This is a genomic window from Chryseobacterium lactis, assembly GCF_003815875.1.
Taxonomy (GTDB): Bacteria; Bacteroidota; Bacteroidia; order Flavobacteriales; family Weeksellaceae; genus Chryseobacterium; species Chryseobacterium lactis.
The window spans coordinates 2,389,758-2,414,494 of the sequence record NZ_CP033924.1; the positions used below are offsets into that span (position 1 = coordinate 2,389,758).

The 24,737-nt window shown below is 35.0% G+C and carries 21 protein-coding genes; 13 read left to right on the forward strand and 8 right to left on the reverse strand.

Annotation, left to right across the window (positions count from 1 at the left end; all coding sequences use genetic code 11):
- Window positions 1–111 precede the first annotated feature (111 nt).
- From dapA to EG342_RS10585, 4 genes are all read left to right on the forward strand, one after another.
- A complete protein-coding gene (gene dapA / locus EG342_RS10570; RefSeq protein WP_103291130.1) occupies window positions 112–984 on the forward strand; it encodes a 4-hydroxy-tetrahydrodipicolinate synthase in 873 nt (290 codons plus the stop codon).
- 92 nt (window positions 985–1,076) lie between these two features.
- Entirely contained in the window at window positions 1,077–1,577 is a 501-nt protein-coding gene (locus EG342_RS10575) for a GNAT family N-acetyltransferase (RefSeq protein WP_103291127.1), read from the forward strand.
- A 296-nt stretch (window positions 1,578–1,873) separates the two neighbouring features.
- Window positions 1,874–2,455 (forward strand): helix-turn-helix domain-containing protein, encoded by a 582-nt coding sequence (locus EG342_RS10580; protein WP_103291125.1) that lies wholly within the window; start codon window positions 1,874–1,876, stop codon window positions 2,453–2,455.
- Window positions 2,448–2,894, forward strand: coding sequence for a response regulator (locus EG342_RS10585; protein ID WP_103291122.1), 447 nt, complete (start codon window positions 2,448–2,450; stop codon window positions 2,892–2,894). The genes EG342_RS10580 and EG342_RS10585 overlap by 8 nt, the downstream gene beginning before the upstream one ends.
- Before the next feature lie 609 nt (window positions 2,895–3,503).
- Here the strand turns inward: EG342_RS10585 and recG are convergent.
- The 6 genes from recG to EG342_RS10615 all read right to left on the reverse strand — a co-directional run bounded on the left by recG (window position 3,504) and on the right by EG342_RS10615 (window position 12,421).
- Window positions 3,504–5,591: an ATP-dependent DNA helicase RecG gene (recG, locus tag EG342_RS10590; protein WP_103291120.1), complete on the reverse strand. Its 2,088-nt coding sequence runs from the start codon at window positions 5,589–5,591 to the stop codon at window positions 3,504–3,506.
- A gap of 129 nt (window positions 5,592–5,720) precedes the next feature.
- Complete coding sequence (locus EG342_RS10595) at window positions 5,721–6,254, reverse strand: thioredoxin family protein (RefSeq protein ID WP_103291117.1); 534 nt, start codon at window positions 6,252–6,254, stop codon at window positions 5,721–5,723.
- Window positions 6,255–6,295: 41 nt separating this feature from the next.
- Window positions 6,296–7,807, reverse strand: coding sequence for a peptide MFS transporter (locus EG342_RS10600; protein ID WP_103291115.1), 1,512 nt, complete (start codon window positions 7,805–7,807; stop codon window positions 6,296–6,298).
- Window positions 7,808–7,828: 21 nt separating this feature from the next.
- The gene (locus tag EG342_RS10605; RefSeq protein ID WP_103291114.1) at window positions 7,829–8,818 is read right to left on the reverse strand and encodes a PDDEXK nuclease domain-containing protein; all 990 of its coding nucleotides are present in this window, start codon (window positions 8,816–8,818) and stop codon (window positions 7,829–7,831) included.
- A gap of 60 nt (window positions 8,819–8,878) precedes the next feature.
- The gene (locus EG342_RS10610; RefSeq protein ID WP_103291112.1) at window positions 8,879–10,633 is read right to left on the reverse strand and encodes a peptide MFS transporter; all 1,755 of its coding nucleotides are present in this window, start codon (window positions 10,631–10,633) and stop codon (window positions 8,879–8,881) included.
- Between the two features lie 132 nt (window positions 10,634–10,765).
- Window positions 10,766–12,421, reverse strand: a complete 1,656-nt coding sequence (locus EG342_RS10615) for a peptide MFS transporter (protein WP_103291711.1) — start codon at window positions 12,419–12,421, stop codon at window positions 10,766–10,768.
- 266 nt (window positions 12,422–12,687) lie between these two features.
- Here EG342_RS10615 and EG342_RS10620 point away from each other — a divergent pair, with 266 nt between their 5' ends.
- Genes EG342_RS10620 through EG342_RS10630 form a run of 3 tightly spaced genes read left to right on the forward strand, consistent with a single transcriptional unit; the run spans window position 12,688 to window position 14,637 of the window.
- Complete coding sequence (locus EG342_RS10620; RefSeq protein WP_103291109.1) at window positions 12,688–12,888, forward strand: bacteriocin-like protein; 201 nt, start codon at window positions 12,688–12,690, stop codon at window positions 12,886–12,888.
- 52 nt (window positions 12,889–12,940) lie between these two features.
- Window positions 12,941–13,777, forward strand: a complete 837-nt coding sequence (locus EG342_RS10625; RefSeq protein WP_103291107.1) for a GLPGLI family protein — start codon at window positions 12,941–12,943, stop codon at window positions 13,775–13,777.
- A gap of 41 nt (window positions 13,778–13,818) precedes the next feature.
- On the forward strand, window positions 13,819–14,637 hold the full coding sequence (locus EG342_RS10630; protein WP_103291104.1) for a GLPGLI family protein: 819 nt from the start codon (window positions 13,819–13,821) through the stop codon (window positions 14,635–14,637).
- 80 nt (window positions 14,638–14,717) lie between these two features.
- Here the strand turns inward: EG342_RS10630 and EG342_RS10635 are convergent, their stop codons facing one another.
- On the reverse strand, window positions 14,718–16,847 hold the full coding sequence (locus tag EG342_RS10635) for a S9 family peptidase (protein ID WP_103291102.1): 2,130 nt from the start codon (window positions 16,845–16,847) through the stop codon (window positions 14,718–14,720).
- Window positions 16,848–16,968: 121 nt separating this feature from the next.
- Here EG342_RS10635 and EG342_RS10640 point away from each other — a divergent pair, with 121 nt between their 5' ends.
- The gene (locus EG342_RS10640; protein ID WP_103291099.1) at window positions 16,969–17,442 is read left to right on the forward strand and encodes a hypothetical protein; all 474 of its coding nucleotides are present in this window, start codon (window positions 16,969–16,971) and stop codon (window positions 17,440–17,442) included.
- A 10-nt stretch (window positions 17,443–17,452) separates the two neighbouring features.
- Complete coding sequence (locus EG342_RS10645; RefSeq protein ID WP_103291096.1) at window positions 17,453–17,638, forward strand: DUF6496 domain-containing protein; 186 nt, start codon at window positions 17,453–17,455, stop codon at window positions 17,636–17,638.
- Between the two features lie 81 nt (window positions 17,639–17,719).
- Here the strand turns inward: EG342_RS10645 and glgP are convergent, their stop codons facing one another.
- A complete protein-coding gene (gene glgP, locus EG342_RS10650) occupies window positions 17,720–19,378 on the reverse strand; it encodes an alpha-glucan family phosphorylase (protein WP_103291093.1) in 1,659 nt (552 codons plus the stop codon).
- 202 nt (window positions 19,379–19,580) lie between these two features.
- On the opposite strand from glgP, the gene EG342_RS10655 reads away from it, so the two are divergent.
- From EG342_RS10655 to mtaB, 4 genes are all read left to right on the forward strand, one after another.
- On the forward strand, window positions 19,581–20,378 hold the full coding sequence (locus tag EG342_RS10655; RefSeq protein WP_103291090.1) for a hypothetical protein: 798 nt from the start codon (window positions 19,581–19,583) through the stop codon (window positions 20,376–20,378).
- A gap of 157 nt (window positions 20,379–20,535) precedes the next feature.
- Window positions 20,536–22,638: a T9SS type B sorting domain-containing protein gene (locus EG342_RS10660; protein WP_103291087.1), complete on the forward strand. Its 2,103-nt coding sequence runs from the start codon at window positions 20,536–20,538 to the stop codon at window positions 22,636–22,638.
- A gap of 95 nt (window positions 22,639–22,733) precedes the next feature.
- On the forward strand, window positions 22,734–23,324 hold the full coding sequence (locus EG342_RS10665; protein ID WP_103291084.1) for a DUF1572 family protein: 591 nt from the start codon (window positions 22,734–22,736) through the stop codon (window positions 23,322–23,324).
- A 66-nt stretch (window positions 23,325–23,390) separates the two neighbouring features.
- Window positions 23,391–24,737: a tRNA (N(6)-L-threonylcarbamoyladenosine(37)-C(2))-methylthiotransferase MtaB gene (gene mtaB / locus EG342_RS10670; protein ID WP_103291081.1), complete on the forward strand. Its 1,347-nt coding sequence runs from the start codon at window positions 23,391–23,393 to the stop codon at window positions 24,735–24,737.

Genomic DNA, 24,737 nt, shown 5'->3' on the forward strand with positions numbered 1-24,737 from the left:
TCATATTGTCTTTTAGTATATGCAAATATAACTATATGTATAATAAAACATTATTATTTGTTACAAATTCTTATTGTAAATCATTAAATTTGGCAAAAATAATTCGAACAGATGAGCATTTTAAAAGGAGTAGGTGTTGCATTGGTAACACCCTTTAATGAAGATTTATCCGTTGACTTCGAAAGTTTAACAAAACTTGTTGAATATAATATCGAAAACGGAACCAGTTATTTGGTGGTATTGGGAACTACGGCAGAAGCCGCAACGCTTTCTGATGAAGAGAAGAAACAGGTAATTGAGCATATCATTAAGGTGAATAATAAACGTCTTCCTCTTGTACTAGGAATTGGCGGTAACAATACCCTTGAAGTCAAGAAACAGATCGAAGAAACAGATCTTTCTGCGTTTGAAGCAGTGCTTTCTGTATCGCCTTACTATAATAAACCCAATCAGGAAGGTCTTTATCAGCATTATAAAGCTTTGGCATCTACAGGGAAGAATATTATTATTTATAATGTTCCTTCAAGAACAGGGCAGAATGTGGAAGCAGATACAACATTACGTCTTGCAAAGGAATTTCCGAATTTATTGATGATTAAGGAAGCCGCTCCTAATATTTTACAATATTTTGATATCCTGAGAAAGAAACCGGAAGGCTTCTCTCTTGTTTCAGGAGATGATGAATACACACTTCCTGTGACTTTAGCAGGTGGAAATGGTGTAATCTCTGTAATAGGTCAGGCGTATCCTAAAGAGTTTTCTACCATGGTACAGCTGGCTTTTGATGGAAAGGTGAAAGAAGCCTATGAAATCCACAACAAACTAGTAGATATCACCCGTTTGATTTTTGCTGAAGGAAATCCATGTGGAGTGAAAGTGGTACTGGCAGAAAAAGGAATTATTAAAAATTATCTGAGACTTCCTTTGGTTGCTGCTTCAGAAGGACTTTATTCAAAAATTAAAGCAGAGATGGCAACAATTTAATTGTAAAATACAATTGATTATTCACATCCAAAAATAGAACAGAGTGGAAAGCTAAGGCTTTTCACTTTTTTTAATCATAATAACATACAATCATGAAATTAATAAAAGCAACGGAAGAAGATATCCCTTTAATTCAGGACCTGGCAAGAAGATCCTGGGAAAATGCTTATGCAGACATACTTTCCAAAGAGCAGATGCACTATATGTTGTCTGAAATGTATTCTGAAACTGAAATTAAAAACCACCTTCAAAATCCCGATTATCATTATTATCTGATTCTTGATGATGAAAATTCTTCAGAAGGTTTTATCGGGTATGAGCACAACTACGAGGAGAAGACTACAAAATTGCACCGTATCTATCTCGTTCCGGAAAGCAAGGGGAAGGGGCTGGGAAAAGAGGCTCTTCAGTTTTTAAATAAAAAAGTTTTTGAAAACAATAATAACAGAATTATTTTAAATGTCAACAAACATAATGCTGCCAGAAAATTCTATGAATCCCAAGGGTACAGGGTTTATGACGAAGGAGTTTTCGATATTGGGAACGGTTTTGTAATGGATGATTTTATGATGGAATTTCTAATTCACAAATGATTGACTTAAAATTTTGTAACTTTATCGGGTAATTCTATAACAAGTGATTTCTTTTTTTGAATCATCTTTGCTCCAGAACCAAATCACTTATAATACAATACATTCATATGCTTGGTTTTGAGCTGCTATAGCTTTTTATCAGTATATTTTTTTCATCCTTAGTGTTTAAATTCCTGTATTCTAGAATACAGGAGTTTTTTTATATATGAATAATGTTAAAAAAATATATTTCTATTTCACTTTTACTTGAAATAAATCATTATATTTACTAAAAAATTGGCTTACTTATTACTAGGATGAAAATGTACGTAAAATTTGATTTCAATGCCCTTTGTAAAAAGGTATTGGACGAAAAACTCAAGGAGCACGGGTTGAAATACCGGTTGCTGAACTTCGGTGAGGTTGAATTCTATGAACCCTTTACTCAGGAACAACACAATCTTTTTAAGAAAAATCTTGGAGATTATGGGATTGAGATCATAGAAAGCCAAAAGACGGCTCTTGTACAGAAAATAAAAGATGCCATTGTAGAACTTGTGTTTTCCGATGAGATCATTCCCGTAAAAGCATCTATTTATATTTCTGAAAAACTGAATCACAGCTATGGATATCTTTCTAATCTGTTTTCAGAAGTAGCGTATACATCAATTGAGAATTTTATTATTCTTCAGAAAATCGAGCATTCAAAAGCATTGATTATAAGGAATAAGCAAAGTCTCACAGAAATTGCCCACAAACTGAACTACTCCAGTGTGGCACATTTGAGTACACAATTTAAAAATACGACAGGAATCACTCCATCACAGTTTCAAAAGATCATAGGAAAAAGAAGAAGAATCCAAAGCACGGTAATAAATCCTAAAATGCAGTATGAATAAAGAATTTCTGAACGTAATTGTAGCAGATAACGATGAAAACACCTTAATTTTTTTTAAAAATATATTCAAAGAGCTGAAAGTCTCTATAAAAGTTCAATGTTTCGACAACGGAAATAGTCTGATGGAATATTTGAATAATGACGATGCAGTGGTGCCCGAAATAGTTTTTATCCAACATTCAATTGCTGGAAGAAATAGCGTTGAATGTATTGAAGAATTTAAAGCAAATCCAAAGTTTAACAATATGGTGACGGCCATATTTTCTGATCAGATTTGTGAAGATGAGGTTGAAGATATTTTTGTAAAAGGAACCAATATTTACATAAGAAAACCGGAGGATTTTAAGAGTCTGAAGAAGGTTCTTACAGATGTGATTACTATTAATTGGCAGTACCATACTTCAGGATTGAATAAAGATAATTTTATTCTCAAACTATGATGAATAAATGATTTTACAATTTCATTTTTTTTTAAAATGAGATGATATTTATTACATACTATTCACACAAAAGTGAAAATTTTATAACTAATAGTTGAAATCATATAAAAAAATTCTCATTTAATATTCAGACATTTGTAAATATAAACTATGACACAAATTCGACTATATACGAAAATACAGATTGAATGAAAGGTAATTGTTTCTACAAACAAAGAATTTAATAAATCACGATGTTAGTTTACAAAATGAATTATATTAATTTCCGACTATAAAGCATAGAAGATCTTTAAACAAAACGGTACAATCATGAAAACTTGAAAGTAGTTGGAGATATTTTTTATTCGTTTCATTCCCTCATCTCCACCTTTACACAGTTAGTTTTTATAATAAGCAAGTTGGAAACATAATTCATTTTGTTTTTTATAATTTATTTTAATAGTTATGGCTTTACACGTATTTATTCAATATAAATATTTTCACACCACACCACATCACAAAATATTAAGCCTGACTATTAAAATAAATTTTTTTAAACAGACCAAAAGTAATTTCTTCTAAATAACAGTTTTATAAGGGGGCCGCAGGAAAAATTTTTCTGCGGTTTTTTTATGAAATTTTACTCCATTTATTTTTCCCTTTGTAGTATTTAATATAATAATTTTTGATAATAAGATTGTCCGGTCTTGCCAGCATAGGATCTGCCTCGAGAATTTTTTCAACCGTATTTTTTGTCGTTTTTATAATAGCCGAGTCATTGATGAGATCAAGCCTTTTAAAATCTACAACACCGCTTTGCTGAGTTCCCAGAATATCACCGGGGCCACGAAGCTGCATATCAACCTCTGAAATTTTAAATCCATCATTGGTTTCTGTCATTGTTTTGATGCGAGTTCTGCTTTCTTTGGATAGCTTATCTGAGGTCATTAAAATACAATAGCTTTGCTCTGCTCCTCTTCCCACACGGCCTCTCAGTTGGTGAAGCTGTGAAAGCCCAAACCGTTCGGAGCTTTCAATAACCATGACCGAGGCATTTGGTACATTTACCCCAACTTCAATAACCGTTGTTGCTACCATGATTTCAGCTTTCCCTGAGGCGAAATAAGACATTGCCGCATCTTTTTCATCCGGTTTCATTTTTCCATGTAACATGGTAACATTGTAGTCTGAAAAATAATCCATAACATGTTCTAATCCTTCTACCAGATTCTTATAATCTAAGGTTTCAGATTCTTCAATAAGCGGATAAACAAAATAAACCTGCCTTCCTTTTTTGATTTCATCCTTGCAGAAATTATAAACATAAAGCCTGTCCTTTTCACGTCTGTGCGCCGTTATAATCGGTTTTCTACCAACAGGCATTTCATCGATCACCGAAACATCAAGATCGGAATAGAAACTCATCGCCAGTGTTCTTGGAATAGGCGTAGCAGTCATCACAAGGATATGAGGTGGGATTTTATTCTTAGCCCAAAGTTTGGCCCTCTGTGCAACTCCAAATCGATGCTGTTCATCAATAATAGCTAGTCCCAGGTTTTTAAATTTAACCTTATCTTCCAGGACAGCGTGGGTACCTACCAAAATAGAAAGACTACCATTTTCAAGCTCTTCATGGATAATTCTCCTCTCTGCGGTTTTGGTGGAACCGGTCAGAAGCCTGATGTTGATTCCTGTTTTTTCTAATAACTCTTTAATACCGTTGTAATGTTGCTGGGCAAGAATTTCCGTAGGTGCCATAAGGCAACTCTGAAACCCATTATCCATGGCGATCAACATTGTTAATAAAGCGACCATTGTTTTTCCCGAACCAACATCTCCCTGTAAAAGTCTGTTCATCTGGATCGGTTTTTTCATGTCCATCCGGATTTCCTTTAAAACCCTTTTCTGAGCATTGGTAAGGTCAAATGGAAGATGATTTTCATAAAAATCGTTGAAGTGATCCCCGATAATAGGGAAGGGATTGCCGTAAGACTGGGTTTTATGATGAAGTTTTTTCAAGCCATATCCTAGTTGGAAAAAGAATGATTCTTCGAATTTTAATCTGAAATCAGCCTTATCAAAATGTTCCTGATCTTTGGGAAAATGAACGTTTAGAAAAGCATGTTGTCTTGACATAAACTTGAACGTTTTCATCAGGTAATCCGGGAAGTTTTCCTCAATCAGGTTCGGAATTTCTTTGCAGATATTTCTTAAAGCATTCTGAAAAAACCTTTGATTCAGGCCTCTTTTGGTCAGCTTTTCAGAACTTGGATAAATCGGTTTAAGACGAATATCGCCCTCCTTCTTTTCCTCTGCTTCAATTTCCGGATGCGGCATAGAAAACTGACGGTTGAAAACATTGATTTTTCCAAAGATATAAACCTCTTGATTGATGGGAAGCTGCTCTTTCAGCCACTTTGAATACTGAAACCATACCAGGTCCATACTGCCGGTTTCATCATTGAATTTCGCAGATAGTCTCTTGGTTTTTCCGGTCTGAATTTCCTGTACCTGAGTAATTCTCCCTTTAAACTGGATCTCCTGACTGCTTTCTTCATGCAGTTGAGATACTTTGTAGACTTTACTTTTGTCCAGATAACGAATAGGATAGAAGTTGAGCATATCTTCTACAGTGGATAATCCCAACACACTCTTGATGAGTTTGGCTCTTTCCGGACCTATTCCTTTTACATATTCTATCGAGGTATCTAACGTCATTTGCTATCTGAAATTCGGGAATTTTTGAGTGAAAAAACAAAGGTTCGAATTTCGGTAAAATAAAAAAGACTTCCAAAAAAAATTGAAAGTCTTCATACTTTATATAGAAATCCTACTCAGGATTGCTGGTTAATCTTTAATCTTAGATTTAAATTTTTTCTGGTAATCTTCCCATTGTTCTCTGGTTCGAATCTTTTTAAAAAGGTTTTTCGAAATCAATTCAAGATAAGGTTCCAGTTCCTTTGCTGATAATTCTCCCTGCAAGATGGTAATCGGATCACCGTGTTCATCCAGAAAAACAGTGCTTGGAACCGCTCCTACATTCATATATTGAGTAAATTCATGTAGAGAGTTTTTTCCTTTTCTCTGCTCTGTATCAGGATTGGAAAACGTTCTTCCAAAAATCTCAAATGATTTTTTTTCTTCTGCATTGAATTTCACAGGATAATAATTTTCATTTAAAATCTGAGCGAGAACGGGATGTCCGTATGTTTTTTTATCCATAATCTTACATGGGCCACACCAATCTGCGTAGAAATCAATAAGAATTTTTTTTGGATTTTCTTTTTGAGCTTTTAAGGCTTCATCAATAGTCATCCACTTTACCTGAGCGAATGTAAAATTTAATATAAGTAAGAGCGCTATGCTTAAAATTTTCTTCATAATTTGATATTTATGTAAAAATAAGCATAATTACTTATTTTTTATTTTACATCCTGCATTAATTTTTTCACGAACGGAGATATCAAAATTAATACCACTCCGGCAATTATCGCATACAATCCCAATTGTTTATATCCATCGGTATAAGTGATAAGTTCATCATAATTGGTAGAGCCTGTTTTTGCTGTTGCAAGACTTGCACCAATGATTCCTGCCACATACTGGCCATACGCTGAAGCAAGAAACCACATTCCCATCATCATTCCCTGAAGATTTTTGGTGGAAAGTTTTGTCATAATGGATAACCCGATAGGAGAGAGGCATAATTCTCCAAGCGTAATAATTAATAACGCCAGTGTAAAGAAGTTCAATGAAGTAACTCCCTGTAAGTCGGCGAATAATCGGGTAGCAAATAAAACATAATATCCAGCTCCTAAGAAGATAAATCCTAATCCGAATTTAATGATCGTATTCGGTTCAATTTTTCTTTTGTTCAACCATATCCAAAGAAGCCCAACTAATGGAGCAAGGAAGATAATAAAGAAGGCTCCTCCAGAGTTATTCACCCCATTTGGATCCAGTCCGAAAAGGTCTTTATTAAGGTTTTTCGCAGCGAAAATACTTAATGAACCTCCACTTTGCTCATAAATTCCCCAGAATATAATGGAGAAGATGATGAATACCAATGCAGCCCAAAGTTTTTTACGCTCAGCGGCCGTTACTTTAGACATTTCATAGAATAAATAGATCAATGTTAATGGTCCGATAGTCCACATAAAATAATCTGTATATTCAGTCTTGGCAACCATTGTCATAATGATTGGAATGAAAATTAAAGACAGTACATACACCCCATATTCTTTCCATTTTGGAATAGGTGCACTTTTAGTTTCTGCTAATGGATGCCCCGGTTGTAAACCAATAGTTCCCAATCTTCTTTGTGTAAATACAAAGTTGATTAAGCTGATAACCATCACCACTGAAGCTAATCCAAAGGCAATGTGCCATCTCATTTCTTCAGCAATCATATTTCCTAAAAATTCCCCTTTACCAATAGCAATACATAGGTAACCTCCTAGTAATGCTCCAAGGTTAATTCCTGCATAAAACAGGGAAAAACCTGCATCTGCTCTTGAATCATTAGGTTTATAAAGCTGACCTACCATAGATGAAATATTAGGTTTGAAGAAACCTGTCCCTACTACAGTAAATGCAATTCCAAGGAAAAAGAATTTATGAGGATCTGTTGCCAGAATTAAACTTCCAAGGATCATCAGAAGTCCACCCCAAAACAGGGATTTTCTGAATCCTAAAATTTTATCGGCAAAAAGACCACCTACAAAGGTAAAGGCATATACAAAGGCCTGGGTGGCACCATATTGAAGGTTGGCTTCTTTTTCGTGGAAATTAAGCTGTGAGATCATAAAGAAAACCAGCATTCCACGCATTCCGTAGAAACAGAAACGTTCCCACATTTCAGAGAAAAACAGACTCCAGATTTGTCTGGGGTATTTTCCTTTGAAATTTTGTATTTCATCTAAAGTTAAGCTCATAATGATATATGATTGTTTTAATTAAGGGTTTTTATTATCCTGATCCAGTTCAAAACGAATTCTGTCCTGATCAATAATCTGTTTTAATTCTTCTTCTTTTGGGAGGTACAGCAGGTATTTGCTGGCAAATAAATTGTTTTTATCATTGAGTACCGAATATTTTACAATGGTTTCATCCTTTTCAGAACAAAGTAAAATACCGATTGTTGGATTGTCTCCTTCACCTCGTTTCAGATCATCATACATTCTTACATACATATCAATCTGCCCGATATCCTGATGAGAAAGTTCGCCGGTTTTTAAATCGATGATGACAAAACATTTTAGAATGTAATTGTAGAACACCAGGTCTATATAAAAGTCTGATGTATCGGTGGAAACATGTTGTTGTCTTGCTACAAAAGCGAATCCTTTTCCAAATTCCAGTAAGAATTTCTGAATATGATCTATTATGGCGGATTCAATTTCTTTTTCTGAAAACTTTTCATCGGCTTTTAAACCCAGAAACTCAAAAATATAAGGATCTTTTAAAACACTGTGAATGCTTTCAGTGGGAGATTGTTTATGTTTTAAAACTCTTTCGTAGGCTAGAGAACTGATTTGTCTTTTTAAGTCTCTTACATTCCAGTTGTTTTGTACTGCTTCATTCAGGTAATATTTTCTTTTGTCCTTATCGTCCTGACCGGAAAGTAATCGGTAATGAGACCAACTCAATTGTTGAGACAATGTGTCAACAATTGGAAAAGCAATGTAAAACTTGCGCATATTGGAAAGATTTGTATAATCAAAGCCTTTTCCAAACTCTAAGCTAAGCTTCTGAGAAAGATTCTTTAAAGTATATTTTCCGTATTCAGCGCGTTCTTTTCCTTGTTGTTCATTTTCAACAATAAGTTTTCCAATCTGCCAATAGGTAAGCAGTAATGTAGAATTCGCTATTCGAAAAACCTTTTCGCGCGACTGTTTAATGATTTCCTTTACGGATTGGAATAAAGAATCTTCGGAAATTTCCATCGTACGAAAATAAAAAAAACCTCCGACTTAGCAGAGGTTTATTTATATTTTGTTAATGCCTTAGTTTACACCGTGCATCATTTTCTTTAATATCGGCGAAAGCAGACCTAAAATTACCGAAGCAATTCCACAAAGAACAACGAATACCATGAAGAATTCAAATAAATTATGAATTTCAAATCCTGCAAAAGTAGGGTTGTGTAATGGAAGTTGAGCTTTTTCAAATGCAGCAATCTGATCAGCTGTCAGAATTACTTTTTTATCTAAAACATCCTGTAAGTTTACTCCAATTTCCTGTGCTTTTTTAAATTTATCACCTGTAGCAGGGATAAGAGCTCCCAATGAACCTGCTAATGCATATCCGGCAGCATTGGAAATAAAGAAAACACCGTATAATAATGAAGCAAATCTTTTTGGGGCTAATTTACCAACCAAAGATAGTCCGATTGGAGATAAACAAAGCTCACCACAAGTTTGGATAAAGTATAGAAGCATCAACCATTTGATCGCTAATAAACCTGAATTTCCCAGATCTTTTACGTTGTGTGCGATGATGAAATAAGAAAGAGCAATTAAAGCTAATCCCATCGCTTGTTTGAACGGAGATACCGGTTCTTTTCCTTTTGCTCTAAGCTTATCCCAACATAAACTGAAAGGAACAGCAAGCAGAACAACGAAGATACCGTTGAAAATCTGAACCATTGAAGGAGGCATGTTCCATCCAAAAATATTTCTGTCAGTCTGGTTATCCGCAATAAACGTTAATGAGGATCCAGCTTGTTCAAAAGCTGCCCAGAAGAAGATAATGAAGAATGAAACAATATAAATTACCCAGATTCTTTGTCTTTCAACCTTATTTTCAGCAGAAGACATAATAAGGAATGCTAAGGAAATACCGGCTGCATAGATGAAAGGATAAATAATTCCTTTAATCATTTGGCCCATTTCCACAGAATTGAATCCTAGTTCCCCTACAAGTAAATACCTGAATGCAAAGAATAAAACAACAAATATACCCACAGTTGCCCCTAAAAATGCCCCTGAGAATTTTGCTGTTTGAGATTCTCCCTCTTCAAAATCTGCCGTTGAATTATTTTTCGGTAACCCACCGATAGGTCTTCCTTCAGGAGTTACTACATATTTATTTTTAAGAATAAAGAATGTTACCGTTCCGATAACCATCGCGATTGAAGCGGCTAAGAATCCCCATTTGAAGGCAAAGATATCTCTTACTCCAGTGGTTGCATCTTTTACATCTCCTACGTAAGGACAGATAAACTGACCTAAGAAAGCTCCGATGTTGATCCCCATATAGAAAATGGTGAATGCAGAATCCAGCTTGGATTTCTCCTGCTTTGGATAAAGACTTCCCACCATTGAAGAAATATTCGGTTTGAAAAATCCATTACCGAAAATGATAACGAATAACGCCAACCACATAATAAGCTTGGCACTGCTAATGTCTGCAGAGAAAGTTGAGGCACTGATGAATAATAAAAACTGACCGATTGCCATAAGGGATCCTCCTACGATAATTGCAAATCTGTTTCCGATGTATTTATCAGCAATAAAGCCTCCTAAAAGTGGTGTTAAATAACATAAAGCCAAAAATCCACCGTAGATAATAGCTGCATCAGCTTCTTTTATTAATAAGGAGTTTACCATAAACAAGGTAAGCAACGCTCTCATTCCATAAAAGTTGAAACGCTCCCACATTTCCGTTCCGAAAAGAACCCATAATCCCTTTGGATGTCTGGAGCCCTTATTCTCTACAAATTCATCCGGTTTCGGACTCAATGCTTCAATATTATCCATTTCTATTGTTAATTTTTGTTAAGACTGACAAATATAGTTTATTTTGGGTTTTTGGCAAGGTTTTAATTTTATTTTTAAATAAAAAAGCTGCGGAACGATTCCGCAGCTTGATATTCGTTATAATATTAAGGATTAATGCCCTTTTTCTTTCATGATTTTATTTAATCTTTTTAACATTGAAAGGCCTAAAAGTGTAGCAAATATTAACAAAGCGAAATTAACAAGAAAATAATTTGTTTTGTTTTCATAGCTGTACCAGGTACTGGCCAGAATTCCCGAAAGTTTATTTCCCACAGAGTTCGCTAAGAAAAATCCTCCCATCATCAATGCCGTAATCCTTGCCGGTGAAAGCTTGGAAACAAAAGAAAGTCCCATCGGAGAAAGACATAATTCCCCAATTGTGATCACTCCGTAGCTGGCAACCAACCAGAGCGGAGAAACTTTCACAGCCCCATTATCTCCCGCCATTACTGCTAAAACCATTACCAGACAGGATAAACCTGAAATGAATAGACCCAGTACAATTTTTGTAGGGGTTAAAGGTTCTTTTCCTTTTCTTCGTAGAAGTGCCCAGAATCCAACAATAACAGGAGTAAGCGCAATTACCCAGAACGGATTAATAGATTGGAAAAGTTCCGTATTGTACAGGTATACCTTACTTTCCGGATTTTTCTCTAAAGCAGCACGTTGCTCAGCAGATATATTTTTAAAATAAACATCTTTACCGGTTTCCTTCCTGGTATCTCCGTTGTCATCTTTTTGAGACCTGAATTGATTGTCGTAAACAGGAGTCTCTTTGTTCTCATAACTTTTCCCGTCAACCATATAAATTCCTTCCAATGGTTTTTCAAGTGAAGCAGGAACACTTCTGTCTGTATAATAATTGGCCCATCTTGTTAAAGCAGTACCATTCTGTTTGAAAACAGCCCAAAAGAACATACTGATCAGAAATACAGAAAGTAATGCACCAATAGATGCTTTTTCATCGGGTTTCGCTTTAAAATAAAGAGACGCATAAAAGTAAATAACAGGAACACATGCAAAAATAAAGGCATCTGTACTGTCACTTCCAAAAATATTGTTAGGAATAAACCAACCGATGGCTCCGGCAATAATAGCAGGAACAAATACTTTAAGCATAATTTCAGAAAGCTTTGTATCACCTTCCTGTACAGGCTTCATCTGTGCAGCGTGGATATAATGTTTTCTTCCGATAGTAAAAATAACCATACCGATTAACATCCCAACTCCGGCAGTAATGAACGCTTCTCCCCAGCCAAATTTATTACGCATAAAAGCAGCAATAATATTACAGATAAAGGCTCCGATATTAATCCCCATATAGAAGATGTTATATCCTGAGTCTTTATTGGCTTTATAAGGTTCTTCTGAATAAAGATTCCCCAATAGTGTAGAAATAGTAGGCTTAAAGAAACCGTTTCCGATAATAATTAAAGCCAAAGAACCGTAAAACAGCGGCAAATCTTTGAAAACTCCCATTCCTATATACCCGGCAGCCATTAAAAAACCTCCGAGATAAATAGATTTGATGTATCCTAAAACTCTGTCTGCCAAAAAACCTCCAATGAAAGGAGTCAGGTAAGTAAGTGCAATATATGTTCCGAAAATGTCATCAGCAGTTTTATCAGGCAGTCCAAGTCCACCTTTCATGCCGGTAGGCTCAATAACATACAGAACAAAGATTCCAAGAATCAGGTAGTACCCGAAACGTTCCCACATTTCTGTAAAAAAGAGGAAGGGCAGGCCTTTAGGATGTTTAGTCTTCATATAATCAATTTTCAAATTTCCCAAAATTAGCTTTTTAATTTCAATTGATAAAATAAATAATCCTTTCATAAACGATTCATGAAATAAATATAAAATTTTAACTCTACGGCCTTTTTTTCTTAATAAAATAAACGTGTACAACTATCGTATGTATTGCAGATAAGCACTTGTACATAAAATATGCAATAATATTTCTCTTCAACGTGATATTTGTTTTCTAGTTTCGATGGTGTCAATAGTGACGAAATAATTAAAAAACATTTGTTATGAAAAATTTAAAAAGACTTTCGAGAAACGATTTGAAAATTATCGCAGGTGGTTCCGTGGCTGATGATGAAATCACAAGTGACGAAAGTGGAGCAGGTTACTATAAGTGCTGTTCTAATAACAGTGATTCATGTAGTAGCTGTGTTAAGATAAAAACTAAACCTGTATGTTCCACAGGGTCTTATCCTGTAGCTTGTTAAAAACAAAGCACCCTAAGTCTATTTTAGGGTGTTTTTTACTAAAATTAAATATATGTATAGTTTCCAATATGTGTTAATTTTTGTTTTTTGTAGTGTTTCACTTATTTCTGCTCAACAATATCGTTTTACATATAGCTATACGTCTATACCTGATACCCTTAATAAAAATCATATTATCAATGAAAATATGATTTTAGAGATTGATAAGGATAGATCTGTTTTTATTAGTCAAAAAAAAATAATTTCTGATTCTATTATGAAGGAAGATGCTAAAAAAGGAATTATGACAATGCCGGATGAAAATATTAATACCAGATCTATTATTATTAAAAAATATCCAGATTTTAAAACCAGTATAATAACAGATGAATTTTCGACTTCGTATAAATTTGTTATTTCTGATGATAGATCATTAAATTGGGTGCTTTCCACTGAAAAAAAGATGATTGGAAGTTATGAATGTCAGAAGGCAGAATTAGATTTTGCTGGAAGAAAATGGACAGCTTGGTTCACAGAAGAAATTCCGTTTAATGATGGACCTTATAAATTCAAAGGTTTGCCAGGTCTCATTGTTGAGATCAAAGATGCATCAAACTCTCACTGCTTTCAACTTATAGGCATACAAAAAATAAAAGATAGCTATATTCCAACCATAATTAATGAAAAAAAGAAATCAAGAAGCTTTACCTATACTGATTTCGTTAAATTTTATAAAGAATACCGTAAAGACCCAACTAAGGAATTTAGACAGAAGACTTTGAGTGGAGACATATATTATGAATCAGAAGAAGAAAGACTGGAACATATGAGATTAATAGAAAACCTCAGAAAAGAAAGAATAAAAAAAGACAATAATATTATTGAAATTGATTGGTTGAAGGATAAGTAAAGTAATTGTATTTTTATTTTGTCAGAATATTAAACACATTTATGAAAAACTTATTATTTATATTGCTGGGAACGGTACTATTTTTTCCCCAGAACAACAGGTTCATCTATGAGATGAAATACAAGAAAGATTCCACTTCAAAGCAGATTACCAGGGAAAACTACTATCTGGATGTCACAAAAGAAGATATAGCCTACTATAACAGACTGAATTATATTAATGATTCAATATTCAGTGTTACCGGGCAATATATACCTGGTAGGCTGACTTCATTTCTTGTCAAAAAGAACAATAGTGATGTCTATCAAAACTATGAATATATTGGGGATGTAAACTTTTATAAAATACCTGAAGAAGCCAGACAACAATGGAATATTACGGATAGTATAAAAGTTTCCAATAATTTCCGGCTTCAAAAAGCTACCGCTCAATTTGGAGGAAGAAATTGGATCGCATGGTTTACTAAAGATATTCCAATGCCTTACGGGCCTTATAAGTTTAGTGGATTGCCGGGATTGATTATGGAACTGTACGATACCAAAAAGAATTATTATTTTAATGTTATTAAGAGTGAAAAAATTCCTGATGATTATAAACGTAATTCATTAAATAATTATATCCCCAGAGCAATTCCCGTTACTCAGAAAGAATTAAGTAAATTAAGGTTAGACCTCTATTCCAATCCCTTTAAATATGCATTTAATGGAGCATTAACGATTCCAGAAGGAAAGAAACTATTGCTGGATGACGGAACTGTTCTCTCAAAAGAAGAATTAAAGCCATCTGAAGCTAGAGAGCGGAAAAAGATAAAATCCTTTAATAACCCTATAGAATTAGATAAAGCAGTGAAATATCCTTAGTGGATGTGAATGTGTATGTATAATGAAAAGAACCCTTTCAAATTCTGAAAGGGTTCTTAATTTATTTTAAATATATAATTTTATAAATTCTCTAAAATAAAATCCGTCATTTTCTGATACAATTGTGGTCTTGTTTGTCCACCATAAATTCCGTGGTTTTTGTCCGGATAAGCCATGAATTCAAATTGTTTTTTATTTTGAATCAAAGCTTCAGAAAATTCCATAGAGTTTTGGAAATGTACGTTATCATCAGCAGTTCCATGGATTAACAGGAACTTACCTTTTAATAGATTAGCATATTCTGTGGGTGAATTTTTATCATATCCATCCGGATTTTCCTGAGGAGTTCTCATGAATCTCTCTGTGTACACAGAATCATAATATCTCCAGTTGGTTACAGGAGCAACAGCAATTCCTGCTTTGAAAACATCTGCCCCTTTAGTCATAGCTAAGCTGGTCATATATCCTCCGAAGCTCCATCCGAACATTCCGATTCTGCTTTTGTCTATATAAGATTGATTTCCGAACCATTTTGCAGCAGTAATCTGATCCTCAATCTCATATTTTCCAAGGTTCATATAGGTTACTTTCTTATACTTTGCTCCTTTATACCCAGTTCCACGCCCATCTACACAAGCAACGATATATCCTTTTTGTACAAGGTGGTTGAACCACATTGCATTTCCATTGTCCCATGAATTGGCAACCTGCTGTGAGCCAGGCCCAGAATATTGAAACATAAATAATGGATATTTTTTATTAGGATCAAAGTTTTTAGGCTTTATAATCCATGCATTCATCTGATCACCAACAGCATTAGGAATTGTAATGAATTCTTTTTCAGAAAAATTATCAGCTTTAAGTTTTTGCAGCTGATCGTTATTATTCTGAAGCTCTTTTACCGTTTTACCATTTCCGTCTTTCAAAACATAAGTGTAAGGCCTTGAAGCGGTAGAAGATGTTTCGATGAAATAATTATAGTTTTTGCTGAAATTGGCAGCATTATTTCCTTCTCCATTAGAAATCAGCTGAGATTTTCCACTTTCAATATTAACTTTAGAAACTACTTTGTTGATGCTTCCTTTTTCAGTGGTTTGAACATAGATTTCCTTAGATTTCGGATTGAAACCATAATAATCTGTTACTTCCCAATTACCTTTTGTAATTTGTTTCTTCAACTTACCGTCTTTATCATACCAGTATAAATGACGGTTTCCATCTCTTTCAGAAGCCCAAAGGAATGAATCATCTTCCAGAAATTCCAGAGTCGGACTGTCTGTTTCAATCCATTTTTCATCTGTTTCAGTGAACAGTTTCTGAACAGCCCCTGTTTTTGTATTGACTTTTAAAATGTCTGAAGCATTCTGAATTCTCTCCGAAGTAATCAAAACAATTTCATCCGGCTTTGCAGTTTGAAAAACATTCGGGATATAATAATTTTTGAAAGATCCCAGGTTAAGTTGCATCGTTTTTCCATTATCAAGACGATACAGCTGAGCCGAAACTACAGAGTTTTTTTCTCCTGCTTTAGGATATTTATAACGCATTTCTACCGGATAAAGATTTTTTCCATAGATCGGAATATAAATTTCCGGAACCTGTGCTTCATCAGATTTTACAAATACAATTGCATCAGAATTTTTTGTCCATTCATATTGCTTTGCATGCCCGAACTCCTCTTCATATACCCAGTCTGCTAAACCATTTAGTATTGAGTTTTTCTTACCATCAGCAGTAATTTGTGTAATTTTTCCTGATGTTAAATCCTGATAAAACAAGTTATTATCCACAATGAAGGCTACTTTTGTAGCATCGGGTGAAAAACTTGGTTCCTGTACAGGTTTTCCTTCGTTCAGACTGATTACTTTTCCTGATTTTAAATCCTTTACATCAAATTTTCCTAAGAAAGAATGTCTGTAAATAGGCTGGCTGCCTACCTGTAAAAGAATTTTAGATTCATCATCAGAAAAAATATAACTTTCAAATTTCCCATCCACAAGATTGCCTTCTTTCTGAGATGTTTTGTAAGAATATTTTGCAATTCCTGTTGGTTCAATAACAAGATAATTATCACCGTTTTTCATAGAGGTGATGCCGGCAATGCTCTTGCCACGGTAATATCCTGAATATATTTTATCTAAAGTAATTTCCTGAGCTGACAAATTATGAATGGCAGCTACCATTGTAAGAGTTAAGAGTAGTTTTTTCATTTCTAGCATTAATCAATTTCAAAGATAACAATTTTATTAAAATGTGTAAAAAAGCTTTTCAAATAAGCGATTTGGCAAAAAAATTGAATATCATTAAGTATAATCAAATCAAATAATAATTATGGAAACGAATGCATACAACCAGAAACTTAACCGTTACGTATTGAACGATCATGTCGTTTTTACAGGTTTTTCAAGCTTTAAAGATGCAGAAGACTGTGCGGCCAAAAAAGGCGGAGCTTTGGTGGAAGTAGGATTCAAAGATGGAAATGATAACCCGGAAATTACAGATGAAGCTGGTTTGATAGAAAAAAAACTTCATTACTATGTGTATGCAGGCGATGAATATAAATTTATCCATTCATCTGATCCCGGATTCAGAAAATACGCTGAAGAACTACAGAAAATAAAGGCGAAAAATGATAAAACAAGCCCGGATGAAAGGTATTTTGCCAATTTTGAAATCGAAAATATAGAAGACCCGATTATTGTTCTTAAAAATGATCAGTTTCAATCGGTTACTTCAAGAGAGCGTTCAAAATATTTGAAACATGCCAGAGTTTATGAACTAGGGGTATCCCTGCCAAAATCTTAAAAAAAATATCATGAGCAAGACGAAATATTCAGAAAAAGCTCAGGACAAAGTAGGAAAAGTAATGCACGAATTTAAGGAAGGAAAACTAAAATCTTCTTCCGGTAAAAAAGTGACAAGCAGAAAACAAGCCATAGCCATCGGTATTTCTGAAGCTAAAGAAAAAGGATTAAAGGTACCTGCAAAGAAAAAAAGTTAATAATAAAAACCAAAAATCCGTGAAAGAATTTCTTCACGGATTTTTTATGTCTTTAATATATTGGTGATTTATAATGAAAAATTATTCATTATAAAGAACTTTGTAGTATTCATCAGCCATTCTATCGCTATTAAACTGATCTTTTACATCATTCATAGCATTATGCTGAATTTTTCTCCATCGATCAGGGTTATCATAATACGTAGGAAGGATTTCATTTTCAAGGATTTCGTATAATTTATTTAAATCATAATTGTCCTGTTCATAGATACTCATGTTGAGATAATCTGCCTTTGGAACGACAAAAGAGTTTTCTCCATGATTGGCAAATTCAGGGATCCAGCCATCATCAGTAGATAAATTGACAGAGCCGTTCATTGCGGCACTCATTCCTGAAGTTCCGGAGGCTTCCCGTGGAACTCTTGGATTGTTTAACCATAGATCTGAACCTTGCTTTAGAGATTTGCTTAATGATAACTCGTACCCGGTGAGTACAGCCATATTCTTATGATTTTTACTTTCTTCGACCAGAGTATTAAAAGTAGAAATCGCTGAATAATCCATAGGGTAAGGCTTACCGGCCCAGATAATCTGTACAGGATATTTTGAATGATTCAAAAGCCTGTAGAACCTGTCTTTATCATGCAAAAGAAGTTCTGCACGTTTGTAACCCGCAAATCGTCTGGCCCAGACAATAGTGAAGATATTGGGATTAAATAAATTTCCTGTTTGATCAGCCACAATGCTGAATAATTTTTTCTTTAAATGCTTTTTACGATAATCAAAAACCGTTTCGTCATTTTCATCCTTTGCATTGTAAAGAGGTTTATCAGCCCAGTATTTAAATTCCTGGGCATTGGTAATCGAAGTAATTTCACAGATTCCGGGATATTTGCTCCACATAGTGCGGGAAACAATACCGTGAAGCTGGGAAACACCATTGGCTTTTCTTGCCATTTTCAAAGCACAAAGAGAATGATTGAAACGGTCATCATCATTACCTTCAATACTTTTTATTTCATCCATGCTGTATCCTGAGAAATAGGACATATCATAACATAATTTCAGATTATGTTTTTCGTTGCCTGCTTCTTCCGGAGTGTGAGTGGTAAAAACCAGCTTTTCTTTGACCTGATTAAGATCTCCGTTGTACTTTTTCAACAAATAAAATGCTGCAGGAAGGCCGTGAGCTTCATTAAGATGATAGGCTTCTCGTTCAATATTCATCTCATCCAGTAATTTTGCACCTCCTTTTCCTAATAAAATGTACTGGGCAAGCTTTGTGGATTCATTAGCATCATACAGCTTATGACAGATCGTTTTGGACACATGATCATTTTCAGGAACATCTGTAGAAAGGAAAAACATGGGAGCTGTATTGAAAATTTCCGGATCCAGATACCAAACTTTTACCCAAACCGGAGCACTGTGAATCTCAATCTGAAACTTTATTCCGGTGTCTTCAAGAAAACTGTACATTTTTCGGGTCCAAACCGGTTGTAAGGTCTGGTCGTGATTTCTTGCCTGGTCATAATATCCAAACTTCCAGAGAATACCGATCCCGATAAGATCCTGTTTCAGGTTATAAGCACTTCTCATATGTGATCCTGCAAGGAACCCCAGTCCGCCGGAATAGATTTTAAGAACCTGCTCAAGGGCAAACTCCATCGAGAAATAAACTGTTTTCTTTGAATATTGGGGATTGATGTGATAAGGTATTTTAAAATTCCTGAAATCCATAATTTGGGTTTGTGTTAGAAGGAACAAAGGTATTAATTATGAAAATAAACTGAACATTAATTATTTGATAAATAAATCACAAAAGTGACTATTGAATGCTTTTTTTACCTATCTTTAAATGTGTAAATTTTTGATTATCAAAAACTTTTAATGATGAAAGCCATTGGATGCATGTGTTCGTAATTAAATAAAAAAATCACACATGAAAAAGACATTTTCTGATGAAGATCTGATTAAGAATTTAAGTTTATATTACCTGAACAGGCATTTGAAAAAAAAGCCCATAGAAAAGTATCACCGTACCATAGACGAATCTCCGCTTCATGATCGCGAAAAATACAGAAAGAAGTCAGAGATCTTGCTTCTCAACTCTTTTATGCATCATTTCCCCGAAGTGAAATTTGAAAACCTTACCTGCGAAAGTCCAGACTTTATCGCAAAATTAAACGACAAGAAAATCGGAATAGAACTCACCGAAGTGATTAACCATCTGGAAATGAAAAAGGTGGAAAGCACTTTAAACAAAATGTTCCGTCAGGCAGAAATACTATTAGAACAAGAAGACACTACGAAATATCGTGGTGTTTATTTTTTAGAATTCCACCCTAATGTAAAGTTTGATAATCTGGAAGTTCAGGAAGAGAATATCATTAATATTTATAAAAGTATCAAAAAAAATAAACCGATCGGATGTGTAAAAAGCATCAGAAAATCTTCTCACCGCAGAAACGTTTTTATTACCCACGAATATAATATGAACCTCTTTGATGAACTCTGCTCCGATAAGATTTTGGAGCTCATAGAAAAGAAAAACGAAAAGTTTCCCTATTATGATACTTCAGTAGATGAGTGCTGGCTGGTAATTGTTTCAGATATGAACTCAATAGCTTCAAGGTATACTTTCATTCAGGATAAAGAGCATTTGCAAGAAGTTAAAAGTCCGTTTCATAAGATTTTTCACCTTGAGAATCTTTGTGGTAATATTACAAGTATAAAATAAAGCTGATTTGATGCGGTATTTTTTAATGATTTGCTGTATTGATTTTGAATATTTCAAAATTATATGAATTTTATTGTTTGTAATTAAATTATAGGTATATTTGATATAAACTGGATATCTATCTGGTTTATAACTAATTTAACCAAAATATATATCTATGAGAAAATTTTTACTCTTCATTTTCTTGTGTATATCACATTCATTTTATTCTCAGCAAGATTGCGTCACTGCACTGGCCGTCTGTGGAAACTCAAATATTACATATAGCCCTAATGGATACGGTGATGTCAAAGAACTGGTAAACTCGGGAAGCTGCATAGATTTTACAGGAGAACACAATTCTATTTGGTATAAAATTACAATTGCTACCGGAGGAACGCTTACTTTTGATCTTATTCCTAATAATCAGGATGCCGATTATGACTGGGCGATTTTTGGTCCGAATGTAAGCTGTGGGAGCCTCGGTTCTCCAATACGATGTAATGCCGCCACAGTGATTGGTGTTGGGGCAGCTACAGGTTTGAATATGACCAGTACAATTACCAATGCATTAGGAGGTTCTTTTACACCGTACTGTAAATATATGGATGTTTTGCCCGGAGAAACCTACTATTTATTTATAGACAACTGGGTGAGCAGTACCAGTAGTGTTACAGCTCCGTTTTCTCTAACCTGGGGCGGAACAGCTACTCTTGCCTCTCCGTTTACAGATCCGAATATTCAGATTAATCCGTTTATTCCACCTGGGATTCCTGCAGCTAATCCTGCTGATCCTCGTGAAGTGGTTATTTGTGGAGCAACAGAGTTATTCGACTTTTCTACATTGTCAGCAAGTATTCTCAACGGGAACCCAAGTTTTGGGGTGAGCTATCATACAAGTCAGAATGATGCATTAACAGGTAATAATCCTATTACAGCGCCAAGAACGGTTAATACAACCACCGTTTTTTATTATAGCATCAATTATACAGACCCGGGGAATCCTAATAATCCGCTCAATAAGTGTAAACAAATTGGGATGTTTAAATTCAAAGACGGTTCGATTACCGCAAAAAATGCAACGCTCACTCAATGTAACAATAACAATGCAGGAACTGCGCTGTTTGATCTTACAACCGCCGATCTGGGAACCAGCCCTGGCGTGACAAAAAAATATTATCAGAGTATGGCTGATCTTAATGCAGGTATCAATGAAATTACGACACCTTCAGCATTTATCTCTGCAGAAGGAACGATCTATGTGAATGTAATTTCTGAATTTGGATGCAAAGCAATTGCTCAGATTACTTTAAAATTCCATCCGGTAGTTGCGGTGAATGAGGCAACACTAAGAGAATGTTCAATTGCAACCAATCCGTCAACCGCATCTTTTAACCTGGGAAATGCCTCCGTCACAAACCCTGTGAATCCTGGTAAAAAATATTATCCTTCAGTGACTGATGCCATCAACCAAACTAATGAAATTATAACTTCAAACAATTACATTGCTCCTAACGGAGTGGTCTACGTAAGAGTTTCCAATGCTCAGGGATGTTACAACATAGCGAAAATTACTTTGGTCGTTATAGCACCGGTGTATTCCAATATTCTTAAGGATAAAATCATTTGTGCCGAAGATCAGACCACTTTGGATGCAGGTCCGGGATTCAAAAGCTATGAGTGGAGTACAGGAGCTACCACGCAGACTATTAAGGTGGGAATTGGATCATATTGGGTAAAGCTTAAGACCGGAGAATGCGTGGTAACGCAGCCTGTAAAAGTATATTCCTCTGAACAGCCGGTTGTCTCTGCTATTGAAATTTCCAGCAATACCGTTACTGTCTCTGTAATAGGAGGAACGCCGCCTTACAAATATTCTATCGATAATGTAACCTGGCAGGATTCCAATGTTTTCAATAATGTGGCAAGAGGAGATCATACAATATTTGTAAAGGATTCTTATGATTGTGATCCTATAGAAATCGGAATTGTTGTTCCTAATCTGGTCAACGTGGTTACTCCAAATGCAGATGGTATCAATGATGTGATTGATTATTCTGCATTAGCCGGTAAGCAAAATCTTATAATGACTATTTTTGATCGGTATGGAAATAAGATTCATCAATTAGACAGGTTAAGCGGTTACAAATGGGATGGTACTCAGGGAGGAAGGAGAGTTCCTACAGGAACATATTGGTATTCTGTAACCTGGAATGAGAATAACAAAAACAGTACACCTGTCAAATTTACAGGTTGGGTTCTCGTTAAAAACAGGGAATAATTGTAAATATCAACTGAACTACATAGATAAAACTACTTCACAAGAGTGGTTTTATTATTTTAAAAAAAATTAATTTAGTAAGCAAAATAGAAAAAATGAAAGAGCTGTTTATAAAACGTTTTGAATATTATAAATCCCTTGGTGATAAAGCTTTTGATCAGTTATCCGACGAACAGATTTTCTGGCAGTATAATGAGGAAAGCAATTCTATAGCAATCATTGTAAAGCATATTGCCGGAAATATGTTGTCAAGATGGACGAATTTTTTAACCGAAGACGGAGAGAAGTCCTGGCGCCATCGTGATGAAGAATTTATCAACACTTTTACAACAAAAGGACAAGTTCTGGACTATTGGGAAAAAGGTTGGAAATGTTTGTTTGATGCTTTGGACCAAATTAATGACGAAAATATTCAGTCAACAATTTACATCAGAGGGCAGGAACATTCTGTATTGGACGCGGTTTTCCGACAGCTGGCTCACTATCCTTACCACATCGGACAGATTATTTATATCGCTAAAATGATGAAAAATGATGACTGGAAGACTCTCTCTATTGCCAGAAACAAATCCCAGGAGTTTAATACTGAGATGAAAAATAAATTTTCTGCAAAAGAGGCGGAGTCGAATTCATCACCGGTATGCTTTCAGAACAGTCCGGAAGTAAGGGACGAATACAAGCAATAGATTGAATCAATCTTGAGTTCTTATTAAAATTACTATCTTTGCACCCATAAAATTCAGGAGTAACACATGTCTACTTTTCAAAGAACTGCCGCGTATCATACACTTGGCTGCAAATTAAACTTTGCAGAAACATCTACTATTGCCCGTCAATTAACAGATGCAGGTTATGATAAGGTGAGTTTTGATGAGAAAGCAAACGTTTATGTTATCAATACATGTTCGGTAACCGAAAATGCTGACCGTGAATGTAAACTTCATGTAAAAAGAGCAATGAAAGCCAACCCGGAAGGTTTGGTCGTTATTGTAGGTTGCTATGCCCAATTAAAGCCTGAAGAAATTTCCCAGATTGAGGGAGTTGATCTTGTCTTGGGAGCAAAAGAGAAGTTTAATATTCTAAGCTATCTTGACGATTTAGCAAAAACAGACCACGAAGGTATCGTGCATTCATGCGAAATTGAAGAAACTGATTTTTTTATCGGAAGCTATTCTATCGGTGATAGAACCAGAGCTTTTCTTAAAGTGCAGGATGGTTGTGATTACAAATGCACGTACTGTACTATTCCTTTAGCAAGGGGGATTTCCCGTTCCGATACCATCGAAAATGTTCTTAAGAATGCTACAGAGATTGCAGCAAGAGATATTAAAGAAATTGTTCTTACAGGTGTAAATATCGGAGACTACGGAAAAGGTGAGTTCGGAAACAAGAGACATGAGCATACTTTTCTGGATCTCATTTCAGAGCTGGACAAAGTAGAAGGTATTGAAAGAATCCGTATTTCTTCTATTGAACCGAATCTTTTGAAGGACGAAAGTATTGATCTGGTTTCGAAAAGCAGAAGTTTTGTTCCTCATTTCCATATTCCATTACAATCAGGAAGCGATGATTTGTTGAAAAAAATGAAACGCCGTTATCTGACTAAACTATACAACGATAGAGTAAGCAAGATCCGCGAGGTGATGCCCGATGCTGCCATCGGAGTAGATGTTATTGTGGGATTCCCGGGTGAAACAGAGGAAAGATTTATGGAAACCTATAATTTCCTTAACGAACTTCCTATTACCTATCTTCACGTATTTACTTATTCTGAAAGAGAAAATACAGAGGCTACCGCAATGGAAGGAGTAGTGCCTATACCGGAGAGAAAAAAACGTAATAAAATGCTGAGAATTCTTTCTGAAAAGAAGAAAATGGCATTTTACCAGACTCAGCTTGGAAAAACGCTTCCTGTACTTTGGGAGCATGAAGATAAAGACGGAAAAATGTTTGGCTTCACTGAAAATTATGTGAGAGTTCAGAAAGACTTTGATCCGGCATCAGTAAATCAAATCGAATTTCTAAATTTAGAAAAAATCCTGTCAGATGGCACAGTTTCTGTGCAATCTTCCTACCAAAATTTTTTAGCAAAAGCATAG

Bases quoted from the DNA above. Each gene is read 5' to 3' on its own strand.
- dapA (WP_103291130.1), top strand. From the start codon at position 112: ATGAGCATTTTAAAAGGAGTAGGTGTTGCATTGGTAACACCCTTTAAT.
- EG342_RS10575 (WP_103291127.1), top strand. From the start codon at position 1,077: ATGAAATTAATAAAAGCAACGGAAGAAGATATCCCTTTAATTCAGGAC.
- EG342_RS10580 (WP_103291125.1), top strand. From the start codon at position 1,874: ATGAAAATGTACGTAAAATTTGATTTCAATGCCCTTTGTAAAAAGGTA.
- EG342_RS10585 (WP_103291122.1), top strand. From the start codon at position 2,448: ATGAATAAAGAATTTCTGAACGTAATTGTAGCAGATAACGATGAAAAC.
- recG (WP_103291120.1), bottom strand. From the start codon at position 5,591: ATGACGTTAGATACCTCGATAGAATATGTAAAAGGAATAGGTCCGGAA.
- EG342_RS10595 (WP_103291117.1), bottom strand. From the start codon at position 6,254: ATGAAGAAAATTTTAAGCATAGCGCTCTTACTTATATTAAATTTTACA.
- EG342_RS10600 (WP_103291115.1), bottom strand. From the start codon at position 7,807: ATGAGCTTAACTTTAGATGAAATACAAAATTTCAAAGGAAAATACCCC.
- EG342_RS10605 (WP_103291114.1), bottom strand. From the start codon at position 8,818: ATGGAAATTTCCGAAGATTCTTTATTCCAATCCGTAAAGGAAATCATT.
- EG342_RS10610 (WP_103291112.1), bottom strand. From the start codon at position 10,633: ATGGATAATATTGAAGCATTGAGTCCGAAACCGGATGAATTTGTAGAG.
- EG342_RS10615 (WP_103291711.1), bottom strand. From the start codon at position 12,421: ATGAAGACTAAACATCCTAAAGGCCTGCCCTTCCTCTTTTTTACAGAA.
- EG342_RS10620 (WP_103291109.1), top strand. From the start codon at position 12,688: ATGAAAAATTTAAAAAGACTTTCGAGAAACGATTTGAAAATTATCGCA.
- EG342_RS10625 (WP_103291107.1), top strand. From the start codon at position 12,941: ATGTATAGTTTCCAATATGTGTTAATTTTTGTTTTTTGTAGTGTTTCA.
- EG342_RS10630 (WP_103291104.1), top strand. From the start codon at position 13,819: ATGAAAAACTTATTATTTATATTGCTGGGAACGGTACTATTTTTTCCC.
- EG342_RS10635 (WP_103291102.1), bottom strand. From the start codon at position 16,847: ATGAAAAAACTACTCTTAACTCTTACAATGGTAGCTGCCATTCATAAT.
- EG342_RS10640 (WP_103291099.1), top strand. From the start codon at position 16,969: ATGGAAACGAATGCATACAACCAGAAACTTAACCGTTACGTATTGAAC.
- EG342_RS10645 (WP_103291096.1), top strand. From the start codon at position 17,453: ATGAGCAAGACGAAATATTCAGAAAAAGCTCAGGACAAAGTAGGAAAA.
- glgP (WP_103291093.1), bottom strand. From the start codon at position 19,378: ATGGATTTCAGGAATTTTAAAATACCTTATCACATCAATCCCCAATAT.
- EG342_RS10655 (WP_103291090.1), top strand. From the start codon at position 19,581: ATGAAAAAGACATTTTCTGATGAAGATCTGATTAAGAATTTAAGTTTA.
- EG342_RS10660 (WP_103291087.1), top strand. From the start codon at position 20,536: ATGAGAAAATTTTTACTCTTCATTTTCTTGTGTATATCACATTCATTT.
- EG342_RS10665 (WP_103291084.1), top strand. From the start codon at position 22,734: ATGAAAGAGCTGTTTATAAAACGTTTTGAATATTATAAATCCCTTGGT.
- mtaB (WP_103291081.1), top strand. From the start codon at position 23,391: ATGTCTACTTTTCAAAGAACTGCCGCGTATCATACACTTGGCTGCAAA.